Here is an 18,568-nt window from a genome sequence, read left to right as displayed (position 1 = left end):
GCATCGGCATCGGCATCAGCATCCGCGTCGGCATCAGCGTCCGTATCATCAATATCAACAGCGATCACAGAAGCCGGAACAGACTCGTTGCCTGCTGCATCGGTCAATGTGACAGCCAGTGTTTCGCCGTTAACCTGAAGCGGATCCAGGGTGACTTGAAAATTACCGTCGTCGCCGACCGTGCCAGTGCCGATCACGTTGCCATCGGCGTCTTTCACGGTAACGGTCGCGCGCGGTTCGCCCTTGCCGGTGACGGTGCTGCCATCTTCGCCAACCACCAGGTTTGTTGGGGCATCCGGGGCGATGGTGTCCCCCGCGATGACGATGCCTGGCAGGGATTCCTTGCCCGAGAAGTTGCGCAGGAACACGCGTAGCCGCTCGCCATTGATGTGCAGCGAGTTCAGTTGCACCAGGAATGTGCCGTCATCTGCCACTGTTCCGCTGCCGACCACTTCACCAGCATCGTTGAGGACGATGACTTTGTGGGCCGCGGCGCCTTCACCGCTGAGCGTGTCACCCACGTCACTGATTGCCAGGTTGCGCGGCGCAAGCGGTGTCTCAATATCGGCGACAACCAGCGCACCCGGAGCCGACTCATTGCCGGCAGCGTCTTTGAGCGTGATCGCCAGGCTTTCGCCCTCGGGCGCGGGTGTGTCGAGCGAAACCTGGAAATTGCCATCCGCGCCGACGGTGCCCGTACCGATCACGTTGCCGCTGGCATCCTTGATGCTCACGGCAGCGTTCGGTTCACCTTTACCGCTGACAGTTGCGCCATCGGCACTGATCACCAGGTTGGTCGGCGCATCCGGGGCGGTGCTGTCGCCAGCCACCACGGGGCTGGCGGACGACTCATTGCCGGCAGCATCCTTGAGGGTGACTTGCAGGGTTTCGCCATTGGTTTGCGCAGTTCCCAGGGTGACCTGGAAGTTGCCTTCAGCATCCACGGTGCCGGTGCCGAGGACCTCGCCATTGGCATCCTTGATGATCACGGTCGAGTTAGGCTCGCCCTTACCGCTGACGGTTGTACCGTCTGCACTGACGGCCAAACCGTTCGGTGCGGCGGGGGCGGTTGTATCACCCGCTACCACAGACGCAGGTTGCGATTCCTGACCCGCGGCATCCTTGAGGACGACTTGCAGGGTTTCGCCATTGGTTTGCGGCTTGTCCAGGTTGACCTGGAAGTTGCCGTCGGTACCCACAGTGCCTGTGCCCAGTACGTTACCGGCGGCATCCTTGACGGTGACTGTGGTGCCAGGCTGACCTTTACCGCTGACCACCGTGCCCGCGCTGTTGACCGACAAACCGGTCGCAGCACCGGGTGCAGGAACTGGCGTTTGATGATGGCCACCACCACCGCCACCACCGCTCAATGCCGCGGCGGTACCGCCGACGGCGAGGATGCCCAAGCCCCACAGCACCCAGTCCGGCACCGCACTGTCAGCGGCAATGGCTGCCACACCCAGGTCGTCCAGGGTCGAGATTTCGGTGAAGTTGAAACCCGAATACGGCGTGGAATAGTTGCCGAGCAACAATGTTCCGTCGGCATTTTCCAGTACCAGTTGGTTAGCGGAGCCGTCGGCTCCCACCACAAAAAAGTTCTGAATGGTGATGGTTTCTCCAGACTTCAGAGTGACCACCAGGTTTTGGCCGGACTGTTGAAACGATTGAACGCTTTCTTGTCCGAACGGCAGTTTTACAATGCTGGTTCCCTTGAGGCTGGCGTTGCCAAAGGCATGCTCTGTCGCCGTCCCCGTTGCCTTGTCGACAATAGTTATGTTTTTCATCTCTCACCCGTTTTTTATATGGACACACGTATTTCAGCGCGAGCGAATGCCCACGACGGTAGTTACCGCCGAGCACGAAACTCTTTTTGCGTTTATATAGGACTGGTCAGGATTTACAGCGATCAACCGACGCCGGTTTCTTCACGACATTGCAGACCCACACGCGTGCGCTTGCAACACGCTGACACCGAATGAGGTGGCACATCCTTGGCGTCAGAATAAGCCTGCCCGGGCCTTGGGCTGGACTGCATCGCAGCCCAGAGGTCGAGCAACCGGGAGAGGTGACGGGCCAGGATGCGGGCTTTTTCAAGTTCCAGGGCGGCCTCGTTCGATAAGGCCGATAGCCCAGGGAAACCCGATGTACGCATCCATTCGCTAGCCATCTCTGACACACCTGCACAACTTTGAAAGTACAACGCTTCGGCGGAAGTTATCGAGACGCAGCAACCATGACAACGCTCGCAAAACCGATACTAGCGAGGCAGTAGTCAACATCAAAGAGAAATGTAAACACGCAATAAACATGGGTGTTTAATGAGGGAAGCCACGACAAACCGAACACACATAACCGAGAAATCAATTATAACGGCATGATAATCGAGCGCCCCATGGACACTCACCAAATGAATAACCCATGATCAAAAACATGATATTTCAGCGTCACACCTGAAACTTGTAAAAGTTTATTTCACAACTATAACAATGCAAAAAAACCTTATCCCTAGGCATTAGTCGATAAGTAATACCGCCCTCCCACAAACGTCGCGAAGGGGTTTATTCAGGTCAAAAAAAAGCACCAGTAGTAAGCTGGTGCTGGAAGGTCTATGCAGTAAAAATCAGGGGCCCACAGTGAAGAAGGACAATCGCCCTACTTTGGTTTTCGATAGCTGTTGATGATCGCCGAGAAGTCCTTGCCCCCTTCCCCACGTTGGCTCATCGATTGATACAACTGCTGCGCCACTGCGCCGAGGATCACCGGCTGGTGTGCCTGGCGGGCCGCTTCAGTGGCCAGTCCCAGATCCTTGAGCATCAGTTCTGCACCAAACCCACCGGTATAACCCCGGGACGACGGCGCCGTCTCGATAATCCCGGGCCATGGGTTGTAGGTGTCCGAACTCCAGCAGCGCCCGGTGGAGCTGTTGATGATTCCCGCCAACACTTGGGTGTCGATGCCCAGCGCATCGCCCAGGGCCATGGCTTCGCTGACGCCGACCATGGTGATACCCAGCAGCAGGTTGTTGCAGATCTTGGCGATTTGCCCGGTGCCGACTTCGCCGCAATGGACGATGTTGCGGCCCATCTGCGCCAGCACCGGTTGCAGGGTGGCGAACAGTTCCGGGGTGGCGCCGACCATGAAGGTCAACGTCCCGGCCTGGGCACCGCCGGTGCCGCCGGACACTGGAGCATCCGCCATCACCACGCCTTGTTTCGCTGCCGCCGCCGCTACATCGCGGGCGGTCTGCGGGTCGATGGTGCTGCAATCCACCGCCGGCACGCCTTTGCCGATGCCGGCGAGCACGCCGTCTTCACCGAGCCACACACTGCGCACATGGGCCGCAGCCGGGAGCATGGTCACCACCAACTCGGCGCCTTCGGCTGCCGCGCGCGGTGAAGCGCTGATGGTGCCGCCCAGTTCCGCCAGTTCCTTGAGCACGGTCTGGTTCAGGTCGAACAGGTTCAGCGCATGGCCAGCCTTGATCAGGTTGCGCGCCATCGGCGCGCCCATGTTGCCCAGGCCGATAAATGCAATCTTCATGGTCGTCTCCTCGATCAGCGCAGGTTGATGGTGGTGTTGACGCCATCGTTGACGCTGTCGTCGTCGAACCAGCGGCTGGTGACGGTTTTGGTCTGGGTGTAGAACTGCACCACTTGCTTGCCGTACGGGCCCAGGTCGCCGAGTTTCGAACCACGGGAACCGGTGAAGCTGAAGAACGGAACCGGCACGGGGATCGGGATGTTGATGCCGACCTGGCCCACATCGATTTCGCTCTGGAATTTACGCGCTGCCGCGCCGCTCTGGGTGAACAGGCCGGTGCCGTTGCCGAACGGGTTGGCGTTGACCAGGGCGATGGCTTGGTCGAGGGTGTCGACTTCCAGCACCACCAGTACCGGGCCGAAGATTTCCTGGGTGTAGATCTGCATGTCGGTGGTCACGCCGGAGAACAGAGTTGGGCCGACGAAGTTACCGTCCTCGAAACCCGGCACCTTGATGCCGCGGCCATCCAGCTCCAGCTTGGCACCTTCTTTTACGCCGCTTTCGATCAGGTCGAGAATGCGTGCCTTGGCGCGCTTGGAGATTACCGGACCCACATCGGTACCGGCTTCGCTGCCGGCGTTCACCTTGAGCTTTTGCGCCAGGGCCTTGAGGTCCGGCAGCCATTGCTTGGCCGCGCCTACCAGCACCACCACGGAAGTTGCCATGCAACGCTGACCCGCCGCACCGAAACCGGCGCCGACCAGGGCGTTCAGGGTTTGTTCGCGATTGGCATCCGGCAGCACCACGGCGTGGTTCTTGGCGCCCATCATGGATTGCACGCGCTTGCCGTGTTTACCGGCGAGGTCGTAGACGTGAGTCCCCACGGCGGTCGAACCGACGAAGGACACGGCCTTGATATCTTTGTGGGTGCACAGCGCATCCACCACGTCCTTGCCGCCGTGAACCACGTTCAGCACGCCGGCTGGCACCCCGGCTTCCAGCGCCAGTTCAACCAGCAGCAGGGTCGACAGCGGGTCCTGTTCCGATGGCTTGAGTACGAACGTGTTACCGCAGGCAATGGCCATCGGGAACATCCACAGCGGAATCATCGCCGGGAAGTTGAACGGGGTGATGCCGGCGCACACGCCGATCGGCTGGCGCAGGGTGTAGGTATCCACACCGCCGGCGACGTTTTCAGCGAATTCGCCCATCTGCAGGGTGCCGATGGAGCACGCGTGCTCGACCACTTCCAGGCCACGGAAGATGTCGCCTTCAGCGTCGGCAATGGTCTTGCCCTGCTCGGCACTCAGGACCACGGCGATGCGCTTGGAGTGCTCGCGGATCAAGGCTTGCAGCTTGAGCATGATGCGCATGCGCGCGCCGATCGGCGTCAGCTTCCAGGTCTGGAAGGCGCGATGGGCGGCGTCGATGGCAGCGTTGACTTCTTCAGGGGTGGAAAACGGTACGCGGGCCAGCACTTGCTGGGTAGCGGGGTTGACGATGTCTTGCCATTCGGTGGTCCTGGATTCGACCCACTCGCCGTTGATCAGCAGCTTGACCTGTTTTACGGAAATATCGGCAGATGCGTTCATGTGGTCTCCAATTCTTGTAGGTATGCAGAGAACCAAGGCGTTGAATCGCCTTGAGGATGAGGCGTTCGGACTTTTGTAGGAGCAAGCTTGCTCGCGAAGAACCGGAGAGCGCCGCATTCATTCAGGCTCGCCGCGTTATCTTTAACGCCCTTCGCGAGCAAGCTCGCTCCTACACATGAGGCGTTCGGACTGTTTTTGGAGTATAGATGTGCAAACTTCTAATAAGAACGCACATAAAAGCCGGTCCAATATGCAAAAAAACATCACGTCACTGGGCTCCCTGAACTGGGATGACCTGAAGTTTTTCCTCGAAGTCGCGCGTACCCGCAAGGCCAGCGTCGCTGCCAAGCGCCTGGCCGTGGACTACACCACGGTGTCGCGGCGCATCAGCTCCCTTGAAGGATCGTTGGGCACTCTCCTGTTTGAAAAGTCCCGGACCAACGGCTTCGTATTGACCACCGAAGGCCAGCGCCTGCTGGGCTACGCCGAGTCCATCGAAAGCACGTTGCACATGGCCTGCGAACAGGTTTCCGGGTCCGGCGTGGCGCTGTCCGGCCACGTGCGCATGGGCTGCACCGAAGGGTTCGGCAGCTTCTTCGTCACCCCGCAACTGAGCCACTTCGTCGACACCTACCCGGCGATCTCGGTGGACATCCTGCCCCTGCCCCACTTCATCAGCCTGTCCAAGCGCGAGGCGGATATCGTCATCGCCCTGGAACGGCCGGAGCATGGGCCGTACGTGTGCTGCAAGCTGTGCGACTACAAGCTGCAGCTGTACGCGACGCAGGAATACCTGGACCAGCACCCGCCCATCCGCCGGGCGGCGGACCTGGCCGAGCATCCGTTTATCAGCTACGTGGATGATTTAGCGTTCAGTTCAGAGCTGCTGTACCTGGCCAATGTAGTGCCCGGCGCCAGCGCCAGTTTGCGCAGCACCAGCGTGATTGCGCAGTACGTGGCGGCGCAGCAAGGGCGCTCGCTGGCGATCCTGCCGTGCTTTTTGGCGGCACAGGACCCGCGATTGCTGCCGGTGCTTTCGAAGGAGATAAACATTACGCGGCAGTTCTGGATGTACTGCCGCGAGGACTTGAGGAAGTTGAAACGGATCACCCTGCTGTGGGATTACATCCGTGAGGTGACGGAGCAGAATCAGCCGTTGTTGATGGGGGAAACGCGGGAGATGGTGTTTGCCGATTAAATAAAATGTGGGAGCCGGGCTTGCCCGCGATAGCAGTGTGTCAGTCACCCAATACATCAACTGATCCACCGCCATCGCGGGCAAGCCCGGCTCCCACATTGATTGCATTCCAACTCGAACTGCCCGAAAGCCAGACTAGTCCGCAATCACCACAATCGACACCCGGCGATTCTCGGTGCGCCCGGCCGCTGTCGCGTTGGACGCCACCGGCTCGCTGCTGCCCAGCCCGCGCAGTTGTACGTTTTCTTCTTTCATCCCAACGCCTGCCAACACGTGCGCGACGCTTTTGGCTCGGCGCAGGGACAGTTGCTGGTTGTAGGTTTCCTTGCCCGAGGCGTCGGTGTGGCCGTCGACCCGCACGCGCTCAATGCCCACGCCCAGCAGCGCCTTGCCGATGCGCTGGACGATCTCGGTGCTGGGGGCATTCAGACTTTCGACGTCGCTGCCAAACAGCACCTTGCCCGAGAGGCCGAAGGCCCAGCCTTCGTCAGTCAGTTCAAAACCCTGCTGTTTGAGCACGGCGATTTGCGCCGGTGTCAGGCCTTTGGGCGGCGGGGTCTGGCAGCCGCTCAGGGCGAGCAGAGCCACGAGCAAGGTGATGAATAAAAAGCGTGCGGTCGAGAACAAGGGATCAACTCCTGTGTTGAACGTCGGCGGCGGGGGACTCCGATTCCGCCGTTTGCTGGCCACCCTGGGAAAGCCGTTTGGCCTGGTACATCGCCGCGTCGGCGGCGTTGAGCAGGTTACCGGGGGTGGCGCCATGATCAGGGTAGACGGCGATGCCGATACTGAGTGAGGTCAATACGTGGGCGTCGCCGGGCAGCGCAATGGGCGCGTCCATGCTGGCGATGATTTTTTCGGCAATGCGCTGGGCGTCCTCAAGTCGGTGCAGAGGCGACAGCAAGATGGCGAATTCATCGCCGCCCAGGCGTGCCACCAGGTCGTCTTCACGCAGTTGCGCACGAATGCGCTTAGCCACTGCCACCAATACCGCATCGCCGGCGGCGTGGCCGAAGTTGTCGTTGATGTCTTTAAAGCGGTCGCTGTCGAGGAACAAGACCGCCACTTTCTCGTTGAGCTTGGCGGCGCTGCGCAGGGCGCGGATCAGCCGACCTTCGAAGAACGCACGGTTGGGCAGCCCGGTCAGGCTGTCGTGGCTGGCCTGGTGGGCGAGGGTTTCGTTTTCGCTTTGCAGGTGGGTCTGCCAGGCCTCCAGTTCGTCGAGCAGGGCATTGAAGTCATTGCCCAGGCTGTCGAGTTCGGCGATTTTCGCCGGCGGTACGCGTCGGTCAAAGGCCCGCTCGCTTCGGGCGGCGTGGGCCACCGAGGCCAGGCTGTGCAACGGTCCGGTGATGCCGCGTAACAAACGCCGCGCCAGGTACAGTGCAACCCAGGCGCTGAGGGCGGTGCACACCAGAATCCCGGCAAGGCCGCTGAGCAGGAAGCGCAACAGGCTGCCGCCGTGGCCGGTCAGGTGCACGCTGCCGATGACCTGGCCCTGGTGCAGGATCGGCTGGGTGATGGGCTGTTCGAGCAGGGCATGCGCCAACTGCAGCTCAATCATCGACAGCATCCCGGTTTCAGGGCGCTCCCAGTGGGCCAGTTGCTTGCCGTCGACGTTGAAGACTTCCGCCTCGGCCACTTCTTCCTCCGAGGCGATCACGCCCAACGCCTCGGTGGCCGCCGCGCTGTCGTTGAACACCACGGCCGCTTCCACGGTGTAGTTGATGGAGCGGGCGATCAGGTGCAGATTGTGGTCGGCATACACCCGCAGCGCGAGCACGCCGAGCAGGGTCAGGGAGATACTGGCCATGCTGACGGCCATCAGCGCCAGGCTCAGGTGCCCGCGCCCGATCACTGAACGCAAGGTAGGACGCACTGGCGCCTTATCGACACTCATGACCCCGGCGCTCGACGTCGGGACAGTTGCAGCACACTCGGATGAATGCGCACACCGCTACGGGCAACGGAATCCAGGTTGACCTCGAACGACACCTGTTCGTCGGCTACCCGCAGGCAGAACAGGCTGCCCACGGTGCATTGGTCGCCGCCTTCGCTGATGCTGAGCACCGGATGGCCGATCAATGCCGCGAACAGGCGGCTGCGCTCGTCGCTGGTCAATTGGCCGATGTACACGGCATCGCAGGCATTGGCGATGTCTGGATGGTCGGCCAGCAAACGCTGCACCACTACCGGACGGCCGGTAGCCTGGGTGGTGCCTTTGACCAGGTCATCGGTGTATTGGGTTGGCCCGACGATGCACAAACGCAATTGCGCGGGCTCTACCGGCCAGCGGGCGTAACTGAGGATACCCAGGACCACTTGGGTGACGGCCTTGGCCCGCTGATCGGCCATGCCGGCAGGCGGCTGGGCAAAAACGAGGGGCGTGAACACGCACAGAAGCGCCAACAGCAGCATTCGTCTCCAGCTCAAACTTCGCTCTGTGGGCGAGACAGCCACGTTCATGCAGCGATTCTCTTTGATCTTCTCGGGATGATGCCGCAACGATAGCACAACGGCGGAAAACCCCCGAGGTGACACCCAGGAGGATTCCGACATTTTATTAAGAAAAATCACACATTTGGATCAGAAAATTTAGATGTCCCATCGGTCAGCTTCTTTGACGATCAAGTGCCCAGTTCCAGCATCAGCCCACTCAAGCGTTTCACCTTGCGGCTCACCGCCTCTTCGAATACGCCACCCCGGGGTTCGATCAGGCTGAACCAGTCCTTGGCGCGGGTGATGCCGGTGTAGATCAGCTCTTTGGTAAGCACCGGGTTCAAGGCGTCCGGCAAAATCAGTGCGGTGTGGGTGAATTCAGAGCCCTGAGATTTATGCACCGTCATCGCGTAGACAGTTTCGACGTCGTTGAGCCGGCTGGGCAACACAAACCGTACGCCGCCCTGGCCATCGTTGCGCGGGAACGCGACGCGCAGAACCTGCGGCCCGCCGTCGCTTTCGGGCAGCTTGAGGGCGATACCGATATCGCCGTTCATCAGGCCCAGGCCGTAATCGTTGCGAGTCATCAACACCGGGCGTCCTTCGTACCATTGCTGGTCGCTGTCGATCAGCCGGGCCTTGAGCAGCGCGGCGGTGATGCGCAGGTTCAGGCCCTCCACGCCCCATGGGCCCTTGCGTACGGCGCAGAGCAGCTGGAAGGCGTCGAAGGCTTTCAACAGCTTCTGCGCCCACAGAGTCCAGGCCTCGTCATCCCGTGGCGTCTCCAGGGACGGACGCGCGGTCTGCAGCAGTTTCAGGTAATGGCGATAACCGTGGGCACCGTCGCCATGGCCGTCCAGCACCAGGCGCTCCAGGGCATGGTCGTGCTCGCCCTTGAGGCTGACGCAAAACAGGTCGGCATGGCTGCGGGCAGCCAGCAGTTTGCGGGCCTGCTCAGGGTTTTGCTGGTTGACCCAGCGGGCCAGTTGGCCAATGCCGCTGCCTTCGCCGAAACGCCGCGAGTAACGCAGCATCACCACTTGTTGCGCCAAGGGGTGGCTACCGTCGAGGTCTTCCTGCAGGCCGCTGGCGCCGAGGTCTTCGCCGCTGACCTGTTGCAGCCAATGGCGGGTTTGCGGGCTGTAGAAACCGGCTTCGGCGTCGCGGCACAAATCCCCCAGCACCGCCCCGGCTTCAACCGAGGCCAACTGGTCCTTGTCACCCAGCAGCACCAGGCGAGCATGGGGTGGCAAGGCGTCCAGCAGGTTGGCCATCATTTCCAGGTCGATCATCGAGGCTTCGTCCACTACCAGCACATCCAGGGGCAACGGATTGCCGATGTGATGCCGGAAGTGCCGGGTGCCGGGACGGCTGCCGAGCAAACGGTGAACGGTGGTGACCTGGGTCGGGATTTTTTCCTTCACCGCATCAGGCACTTTCAGCGACAGCACTTGCTGGCTGATGGACTCGGTCAAGCGCGCGGCCGCCTTTCCGGTGGGCGCCGCCAGACGGATGCGCAACGCGCTGCCCGCTTCCACGGCGGGGGCCTGCAACAGCGCAAGCAAACGCACCACCGTGGTGGTCTTGCCGGTACCCGGCCCGCCGGTGACGATGCTGAATGCACCGCGGGTGGCCAAGGCGCAGGCGAGTTTTTGCCAGTCGACAACACCGTCTGGCGGGGCCTGGTCGAACAGGCGATTCAGGCGTTCGGGCAGATCGGCGGCAACGCTTTCCCGGGTGGCGAGTCGCAGGCGCAAAGCGCTGTCGATACGCCGTTCGTAGGTCCAGTAGCGGCGCAAGTACAGGCGTTTGCCCGACAGCACCAGTGGCCGGCTTTGCGCCTCCTCGCTGCCGTCGACGGCCAGTGCCACCAGACGGCTGGCGGCCAGGGCATGGCACCAATGGGCGCCGTCCAGGCCGTCGAGCAACTGTGATGGCAGCAGCATGACGCCGGTTTGCACATCGCCTTCGGGTGGCAGCGACAGAGCGAAATCCGGGGCCTTGAGGGTTTCGAACAGGTCCAGGCATACATGGCCATGGCCCAGTTGGTGGCTGGTCAGGGCCGCGGCCAGCAGGACTAAAGGATCAGCCTGCGGATCGAGTTCGTGGAGGAAGCCGACAAAGGCCTTGTCCAGCGCGCGCAACCAGCCGCGCTGCACCCAGAGATCGAGCAGTTGCACCAGGTCGGCGGCGCGGCTGAGGGGCGTCAGCTCCTCAAGCGGTAACGGCGACAGGCTCATAGCAGCTCTCCTTGTTCCCAGGCGGGCTCGGCCTTGGGTGGCAGCGGTTTGCCCTGGAACAGCAGGTCCAGGCTTTCGATCAATTCCCGGGGTGGTCGGGTGAAATACGCGCCCTGGCTCGCGGAATGGGTGCCCCGCAGGAACAGGTATAACGCGCCGCCGACGTGACGGTCGTAGTCGTAATCCGGCAGCCGCGCCTTCAGCTGGCGATGCAGGGCCAGCAGGTAAAGTACGTATTGCAGGTCGTAACGATGGTCGAGGATCGACAGTTCCATGGCCTGCTGCGTGTAGGCCGAATCATCGGGACCAAGCCAATTGGATTTGTAGTCGGCCACGTAGTAGCGGCCTTCGTGCTCAAAGGTCAGGTCGATAAAACCCTTGAACATGCCATTGAGCAGCACCGGTTCGGCGGCCACGCGGGATACGCCATTGTGAGTGTGCTGGCACACCAGTTTGTCGAGTGCGAGGACGTCGACTTTGTGGCTGGCAAACCAGAACTCCATTTCGATCTGGTACTGCCGCAACTCGCTAAGGGCCACCTGCCCGTTGCCCAGCGGCAACCGGGCTTGCAACAGATGCCCGAGCCAACCGCCGAGTGTGCCGATCCAGCCTTCCCAGCCGCGTCGGTTGCAGCGGCGGGCGACCGCATCTTCGATAGCCTCCGGGGTAACATTGAAGCCTTCGCCGCCCGCCCATTCCAGCAGGCCATGGAGGAAAGTGCCGGGATTCGGCCCGCGTGGGAAACGGTGAATATCGCCACCGGAAGCCGGCACTTCGCGTGGGGCATCCGGGTCGAGGCGTTCGTCATCGAACAGCTTCTGCGCTTGTGGGCTTTCCGGCGCTTCGAGGCTCGCCGCACTCATGCTCTCGCCGATACGCAGCGCACTGTAGGAAGCGATCCACCAGTTTTCTGCCGCCTTGCGCTTGGGCAGCAGCGGCGCGAGCAAGGTGGCTTCGTTACGCGGCGGGTGGAATACGACCGCATCGGCCTCGGGCATTTCTGCGTAATGCAGTGCCGGGCAACCTTCCTGCAGGTCAAGCAACCAGCGGGCCAGGCCGCCGGACTCGCCAAGTGAAGCGCCGCCGCCGAGCAAGTAGCCCAGGGCCGACAGGTGCAGCACCGAGCTGTTGTTATTGCCACGCTTGAGGTCGGCGATGCCCAGCCAGCAGGCGTGTTTGGCGCGGGTCAGCGCCACGTAAAACAGACGCAAGTCTTCGGCCAGGCGCTCATCGTCGGCTTGGGCGATCAACTCGGCGGTGGGCCTGAGGCTGACCTGGGATTTGCCGTTTGCGTCGTGGTAATGCAACGGCAGGCGGCTGCCATCCACCGGTTTTGCCGAGCAAATGAACGGCAGGAAAACCAGGTCGTATTCCAGCCCCTTGGATTTGTGGATCGTTACCACTTTGACCAGCTGTTCATCACTTTCCAGGCGCAGGATCTGCTCTTCACCGGCCTGGCCGGAAAGCGCGAGATGTTCGGCCAGATGGCGAATCAGCGCTTGTTCACCGTCCAGCTCTGCGGCCGCCTGTTGCAGCAATTCCGAGAGGTGCAACAGGTTGGTCAATACCCGCTCGCCATCGCTGCGGGTGATCAGGGTTTGCGGCAATTTGAAGTCGTGCAACAGGCGCCGCAGCATCGGCAGCACGCCTTGGGTGCGCCAGATCGTACGGTAATCGCGGAACTGCATTACGCGTTGTTCCCACGCCAGTTCGTCCTGGTTCAGACGCTCCAGTTCGGGCAGCGACAGGTTCAAGGTGACGCAAGCCAGGGCGGCGCGCAGTGGGCGCTCGACGTCCGGCTCGGCACAGGCCTTGAGCCAGGCCAGCAGGTCGTGGGCTTCCTGGGCGGCGAACACGGAATCCTTATCGGAGAGGTAAACGCTGCGCACGCCACGGGCAGCCAGTTCACCGCGCACGGCCTGGGCTTCCTTGCCGTCACGCACGAGGATGGCGATGTCTGACGGCAGCACGCCTTTGAAGCTAGCGTCTTTGCCGAGGAATCCGGCAGTTCCCTGCTGGCCGCCATTGAGTAACGCGACGATTTGACTGGCACAGGACGCGGCCAACTGTTGGCGGTAGAGCACGCCGGAGATCGGCTGGTCGGTGGGTAGATGCCAGAGATTCAGCGCAGGCAACGTCTGACCGTTGACCTGCAGTTGTTCCTTACGGCCTTGGGACAATACCGACTGGAACGGCACTGGATTCGTACCGTCTGGTTCACGGAACAGGAACGCTCCACGGCCTTTTTCTGCGCGCTGGAATACGTGGTTTACCGCCTCGACCATGGCGTGGCTCGAACGGAAGTTGGTGCCCAGGGTGTGATGGCGGCCGGTGGTGGACTGGCGCGCGCGCAGGTAGGTGTAGATGTCGGCGCCACGGAAGGCGTAGATCGCCTGCTTTGGGTCGCCGATCAGGAACAGGCCGCTGTCGAGGTGGTTTTCTTCGATGCGGTAGATGCTGTCGAAGATGCTGTATTGCACCGGGTCGGTGTCCTGGAATTCGTCGATCAGGGCGACCGGGAATTGCTCGCGGATCACGCTGGCCAAACGCTCGCCGCCGTCGGCTTGCAGGGCGGCGTTGAGGCGGATCAGCATGTCGTCGAAGCCCATTTCGGCGCGCCGGCGCTTTTCTTCTTCGAAGCGTTTCCCCACCCAGCCGGCGGCGTGTTGCAGCACAGCAGCATCGGGCGTTGGCAGGGCGTCGAGGCTGGCCTTGAGATTGGCCATGGCGTCGATACCCGGATGGCGTGGTGGTTCGCCTTTCCAGGCTTCGGCCATGCCGTCGGGGGTCAGGCGGGTGAAACCGGTGCCGATGTCCAGTTGTTCGAGAGACTCGTCAGCTGCCCAGGCGCTGATTTTTTCGAACCAGGGTTCGAAGTAACGGGCTTGCATCTTGCGACCATCGACGGCTTTGGCGGCGACGGCCTGCAGGCAAATGTTGCGCAATTCTTCTGCCCATTGTTGCCAGGGTGCCTTGAGCGCGACGAGTGCTTGGCGGCGCTCTTGCAGGCATTCGTTGATCAGCTCGGCGGGGTCGCGCGTTTCATCCGTGGGCCGCTCGCTGCCGAACAGCGCGCGTACCCGTGGCATCAGGGCCGCCGGGCCGCCCCAATTGTTGCGCACCCAGTTCAGCGCATCGTCGTGCATCGGGTAGCAGAACAGCCGCCAGTAGTCGCGCAGCACTTCGCCGAGCAGGTCGCTGTGGTCGGTCTCCAGGGTCTGGGTGAACAGGCTCCCGCTGTCGAAGGCGTGCTCGCGCAGCATGCGCTGGCACCAGCTGTGAATGGTCGAGACGGCGGCTTCATCCATCCACTGGGCGGCGATGTCCAGGCGATTGGCACAGCCGGGCCATTGTTCGGGGCTGTATTGGTCGCGCAGTTCGGCGATCAACGCGTCGGGTTCTTCGATTTCTTCGCGGAAAAAACGCGCGGCTTCTGCCAGGCGGATTCGGATGCGTTCACGCAGCTCTTTGGTGGCGGCATCAGTGAAGGTCACGACGAGAATTTGCGGCGGCAGCAACTCGCGGCCGAAACCCGATTCGTCACCTCCGTGGCCGAGTACCAGACGCAGGTAGAGCGCCGAGATGGTAAATGTCTTGCCTGTGCCGGCACTGGCTTCGATCAGTTGGCTACCCTTGAGCGGGAAGGCCAGGGCCAGGGGTTTTGTATCGCTCATGCGCTGGCCTCCGCGCTGGTGAGTGATCGCCAGGGGGCGTTGATCAACGGCCGATAGAGGGTTTCGCACCAGCCTTCGAACTCTTCGCTAGCCATCAAGGCGGCGTAGTCGGGGAACTGTCGGATGAGCGCAGGGCTTTCACGGCGCTCGCCGTCGCTGGTTTGGCCGTCGCCTTCGTAGGCTTTGCTGGCGGCGGCTTGCGCTTTGGCCGGGTCGGTTTGACCGAGCCAGGCGAATGCGGTTTTAACGGCGACCGGCAGTGGTTCGCTCATGCCGGTTTTCCAGGCGAGCAGCAGGTTGCCGAGGAGCTCCCGGGCTGTGGCTTGCTCAAGTGGGGCCAATAGCAGTGTGTCGTCGCTGGCGACCAGGCCGGTACTTAACGGAAGGCCGCAGGCACAGGCCACCAGGTGGTTGACCCATGGGCGAATCAGGCGATGCCACTTACGGGTCTTGATCGAGCCGATGCTGTTGGGGATGGCGGTGACGCTTAGAAAGCCGCCATCGCTGCGTTGATGCAGGCCACTGATCCAACCTTCCAGCTGGATGCCTTGATGCTCAAAACTGATCGGTTCGGCGCTGGTGTGCGCAGTGGGCCAGAGTGCCAGGAGTTGCTGGTAACGCTGCAACAGGTCGGGCAGAGGCTCGATCAGTTCTTTGCGCAGGCATTCGCCGAAACCAACCATCGGCAACAAGCCACTGCCTTGCAGACGCAGGGCCTGGGCGTTGAGGGCTTCGTCGAGGTTGTCGGGGCGGGTGAGTGCCGCCGTGAGCAAACTGTCGCTCAGGTTATAGCGCTGCAGTGCATCGAGGACGAAGGGTTCTTCATCTTCCAGCGGGACTTCGGCGGCTTCGAAAAACACTTTCAGGCGCTGGCTGAAAAAGTGTTTGACCGGGTTGCGCAGGAAGTCTTGCAGTTGGCCAAGGCTCAACGGTTCTTCCTGGGTGTAGGGTGCGAGGCTGCCGGTATCGGGCAGGCTGTCCGGGGTTGCGTGGAGCAACTGCCATTCGCGGGCGTAGCTGAACAGCTCGTCACCTTCATGGAAGTAGCGGGCGCTGAAGGGCTGGAGCGGGTGTTCCTGGGTGGTGGCTTCCAGGAGTGGTTCGCCACTGGTGGTGTGCCAGCCGCTGGCAATGTGGTCGCGCAACTGCCCGATCAGGACCGATGCCGGGCGATCACTGTTGTCGCGGATACTGCGGCCGACCCAACTGATGTAGAGCTGGTCGCGGGCGGAGAGCAGGGCTTCGAGCAACAGGTAGCGGTCGTCTTCGCGACGTGACCGATCGCCTGGGCGGTAGTCGCTGCCCATCAGGTCAAAGTCCAGCGGCGGTTGTGCGCGTGGGTAGTCGCCATCGTTCATGCCAAGTAGGCAAACCAGCTTGAATGGGATCGCGCGCATGGGCATCAAGGTACAAAAATTGACAGCTCCCGCGAGGAAGCGCTGGGACAGTCGGCCTTGGTCGAGGCCTGCCAACCAGGCCTCGCGGACTACGGTCAGGGGTAATTCGTCATGCAGTCCGACGGACTCGCAGGTCTCCAGCCAGGTTTCTCTCAGTTGCTCGAGTTGACCCAACAGGTAGTCGTCGTGCTCGTTGCTCGGGAGGAAGAACAACTGCATCAGGTTCTGCAGGCGCTCGCCCCACTCTGTCGGCGCGGCAGGTTGCGAAAGTGCCTGGTGGGCATCGTGCAGCGCATCGAGCAGTGCGACTAGCGGGCCGATCAAGGCCGCATCGAGGCCGCCGATTTCATCGTACGGCTCGATGCCATCGCAGGCAGAGCCCGTACCAACGGCGTAGCCCAGGAGCATGCGACGTAGGCCGAACCGCCAGCTGTTTTGCTCCAGCTCCTGGGGCAAGCCGAGGCCGGCGCGTTGTTCGGCGTTGAGGCCCCAACGGATACCGGCGCCTTCGATCCAGCGGTGCAGGGTCGGCAGGTCGCGTTCCTTGATGGCGAAGCGTTCCCGCAGTGCCGGGACGTCGAGCAGGTCGAGGATTTCGCTGACCGGAAAGCGGCTGTCCGGGAGCTTGAGCAGGTGCTCGACGGCGATCAGTAACGGATCGCGGCCGCGCTGGCCCTGGTCCGTAAGCGTGAACGGAATGAAGCGTAGGTCGCTTCTTTCAAGCTGGCCGAATACGGCGCGAATATGCGGCGCGTAGCTGTCGACGTCGGGGACCATGACGATGATGTCCCGTGGGCGCAGCGTGGGGTCGGCGCTGAAGCGCTGCAGTAACTGGTCGTGAAGAACTTCAACTTCGCGTTGGGCACTGTGGGCGATGTGGAAGCGAATGGAAGTGTCGCGCGCCAGGTCGACGCTTGGCCAGAGTTCACGGGTTTCGTTGAGGGGGCGCAGTTCGAGGATGTCGTCCTGGAGTTGGTTGAGCAAGGTGGTGGGCTCGCTCTCGCTGAACAGGTCGATACGACCGTCACGGAATGCCGAGCGGTAACTGTTGGGGTCGTCGTAGCTGTCCAACAGGTTGATGTAGTCGCGACCTTGCTTACCCCAGGCAGCGAGCAGCGGGTGGGCGTGCTGATGCAGGGTTTGCGGGTCGATGGTGACCGGCATTCCGGCCTTGCGTGCCTGGCGCTTGTATTCGTTTCGGAGCAGGTCTTTGTCGGCGACGATGTCGGACCAGTGATGGCGACAAGGGTTGTGCACACACAGCAGCACCTGGCTGAAACGGGCGAGGCCGGCAAGGGCTTCCAGCGCTTGGGCTGGCAAGGAAGAAATGCCAAACACGATCACGCGGGAGGGCAGGCCTATCGGTGCCTGCTCCAGGCTATTGATGCGCTCGATAAAGCGTTGGTGAACTCCGGCGCGACTTTGAGCCATGCCCTCCTCTCCTACGTCCAACAGCAGGGCGCGCCACAGTTCGGCTTGCCAGCAGTTGGCCGGGCTCAAGGGTTTGGATTCGCCACGGCCATTGCGCAGTTGATGGCGACCGGCGGCCCAATCTTCCAGCCAGTCGGCACGGTAAACCTGGTATTGGTCGAACAGGTCGGCGAGGCGTTCCGCGAGTTGGTAGCGTTTGCGCAGATCCGTATCGTGGGTCAGGAAGCGTTGCAGGGGTTCGAAATGGGGCTGATCGATCAGCTCGGGGAGCAGGCGCATGAGGCGCCAGGTCAGTGGGGCTTTATCCAGCAGGGATTTGGGCGGGATCTCGTCTTTGCCCAGGACCATGCGATAGAGCTGCCACATAAAGCTGCCGGGAAGCTGCACATCAATAGCGGCAGCGATGCCGCAACCGCCCATGTCGTCGTCTTCAGGGTCTTCAGCCAGCGCCAGTTTCAGCCACTGGGCAATACCGTTGCTTTGTACCAGGGCGATTTCGTTTTCCAGGGGAGCCAGCGGGTAACGGCGCATCCAGCTGACAACCAGGCTGCGCAGTTCATCCAGGCGGTTGCCGTGAACCACCATGAATCCAGCACTGAGGGACGTCGCATCCGGCATAACGGCTTCCTTGGGAAAAGCAAAATCGAGGGATGGACTTTAGCATTGAAGACAATCGTAGGCTGCAAGTGAGGAACCGTGGAGACGCTCGCCATACTTTCCGACCGCCCAAAACAAAACCCCTGACTGCATAAGCAATCAGGGGTTCTGGAATTTAATCTTGACGATGACCTACTCTCACATGGGGAAACCCCACACTACCATCGGCGATGCATCGTTTCACTGCTGAGTTCGGGATGGGATCAGGTGGTTCCAATGCTCTATGGTCGTCAAGAAATTCGGGTACTGAGTCGTGGCCAGTTGGCCTCGCTTCAGCAAATTGGGTATGTGATAGCTTTCGGTGTTTTGCAAGATCTCGAACTTTCGGTTCGTTTCGTCTTCACACACCGCAATCTGGTCTCTTCGACGCAAATTGCTTGGGTGTTATATGGTCAAGCCTCACGGGCAATTAGTATTGGTTAGCTCTCATCCTCACCTACCATCCCCACCCCACCCATCA

At 61.5% G+C, this 18,568-nt stretch carries 10 protein-coding genes and 1 rRNA gene; 1 reads left to right on the top strand and 10 read right to left on the bottom strand.

The genetic code is table 11. The annotated features are described in order from the left end of the window. The 3 genes from HX873_RS27120 to HX873_RS27110 form a co-directional block, all read right to left on the bottom strand. Nucleotides 1-1,784, bottom strand: a 1,784-nt coding sequence (locus HX873_RS27120) for an Ig-like domain-containing protein (RefSeq protein WP_177123477.1), incomplete at its 3' end; no start/stop codon positions are given. An 868-nt stretch (nt 1,785-2,652) separates the two neighbouring features. Beyond that, the gene (mmsB, locus tag HX873_RS27115) at nt 2,653-3,540 is read right to left on the bottom strand and encodes a 3-hydroxyisobutyrate dehydrogenase (protein WP_003214181.1); all 888 of its coding nucleotides are present in this window, start codon (nt 3,538-3,540) and stop codon (nt 2,653-2,655) included. Nucleotides 3,541-3,554: 14 nt separating this feature from the next. Continuing rightward, a complete protein-coding gene (locus HX873_RS27110) occupies nt 3,555-5,072 on the bottom strand; it encodes a CoA-acylating methylmalonate-semialdehyde dehydrogenase (protein ID WP_008430611.1) in 1,518 nt (505 codons plus the stop codon). Nucleotides 5,073-5,322: 250 nt separating this feature from the next. Between HX873_RS27110 and HX873_RS27105 the strand changes: the two genes are divergently transcribed. Continuing rightward, nucleotides 5,323-6,270 (top strand): LysR family transcriptional regulator, encoded by a 948-nt coding sequence (locus tag HX873_RS27105; protein ID WP_087694895.1) that lies wholly within the window; start codon nt 5,323-5,325, stop codon nt 6,268-6,270. A 135-nt stretch (nt 6,271-6,405) separates the two neighbouring features. Here the strand turns inward: HX873_RS27105 and HX873_RS27100 are convergent, their stop codons facing one another. From HX873_RS27100 to rrf, 7 genes are all read right to left on the bottom strand, one after another. Then, on the bottom strand, nt 6,406-6,897 hold the full coding sequence (locus tag HX873_RS27100) for an OmpA family protein (protein WP_003214188.1): 492 nt from the start codon (nt 6,895-6,897) through the stop codon (nt 6,406-6,408). A 4-nt stretch (nt 6,898-6,901) separates the two neighbouring features. After that, entirely contained in the window at nt 6,902-8,170 is a 1,269-nt protein-coding gene (locus tag HX873_RS27095; RefSeq protein ID WP_102368026.1) for a diguanylate cyclase domain-containing protein, read from the bottom strand. Beyond that, complete coding sequence (locus tag HX873_RS27090) at nt 8,167-8,736, bottom strand: YfiR family protein (protein ID WP_032898591.1); 570 nt, start codon at nt 8,734-8,736, stop codon at nt 8,167-8,169. Before HX873_RS27090 ends, HX873_RS27095 begins: the two co-directional genes overlap by 4 nt. 161 nt (nt 8,737-8,897) lie before the next feature. Next, complete coding sequence (gene recD / locus HX873_RS27085) at nt 8,898-10,949, bottom strand: exodeoxyribonuclease V subunit alpha (protein WP_177123476.1); 2,052 nt, start codon at nt 10,947-10,949, stop codon at nt 8,898-8,900. Further along, a complete protein-coding gene (recB, locus tag HX873_RS27080) occupies nt 10,946-14,623 on the bottom strand; it encodes an exodeoxyribonuclease V subunit beta (protein WP_177123475.1) in 3,678 nt (1,225 codons plus the stop codon). Before recB ends, recD begins: the two co-directional genes overlap by 4 nt. After that, the gene (gene recC / locus HX873_RS27075; RefSeq protein WP_177123474.1) at nt 14,620-18,069 is read right to left on the bottom strand and encodes an exodeoxyribonuclease V subunit gamma; all 3,450 of its coding nucleotides are present in this window, start codon (nt 18,067-18,069) and stop codon (nt 14,620-14,622) included. Before recC ends, recB begins: the two co-directional genes overlap by 4 nt. Before the next feature lie 158 nt (nt 18,070-18,227). Next, nucleotides 18,228-18,343, bottom strand: a 5S ribosomal RNA gene (gene rrf / locus HX873_RS27070). Between the last annotated feature and the right edge of the window lie 225 nt (nt 18,344-18,568).

The organism is Pseudomonas sp. P7758, from assembly GCF_013386485.1.
Lineage (GTDB): Bacteria > Pseudomonadota > Gammaproteobacteria > Pseudomonadales > Pseudomonadaceae > Aquipseudomonas.
This window is presented reverse-complemented; position numbering and strand designations above follow the sequence as displayed.

Coding starts and splice junctions, on each gene's coding strand:
- mmsB (WP_003214181.1), bottom strand. CDS start 3,540: ATGAAGATTGCATTTATCGGCCTGGGCAACATGGGCGCGCCGATGGCG.
- HX873_RS27110 (WP_008430611.1), bottom strand. CDS start 5,072: ATGAACGCATCTGCCGATATTTCCGTAAAACAGGTCAAGCTGCTGATC.
- HX873_RS27105 (WP_087694895.1), top strand. CDS start 5,323: ATGCAAAAAAACATCACGTCACTGGGCTCCCTGAACTGGGATGACCTG.
- HX873_RS27095 (WP_102368026.1), bottom strand. CDS start 8,170: ATGAGTGTCGATAAGGCGCCAGTGCGTCCTACCTTGCGTTCAGTGATC.
- HX873_RS27090 (WP_032898591.1), bottom strand. CDS start 8,736: ATGAACGTGGCTGTCTCGCCCACAGAGCGAAGTTTGAGCTGGAGACGA.
- recD (WP_177123476.1), bottom strand. CDS start 10,949: ATGAGCCTGTCGCCGTTACCGCTTGAGGAGCTGACGCCCCTCAGCCGC.
- recB (WP_177123475.1), bottom strand. CDS start 14,623: ATGAGCGATACAAAACCCCTGGCCCTGGCCTTCCCGCTCAAGGGTAGC.
- recC (WP_177123474.1), bottom strand. CDS start 18,069: ATGCCGGATGCGACGTCCCTCAGTGCTGGATTCATGGTGGTTCACGGC.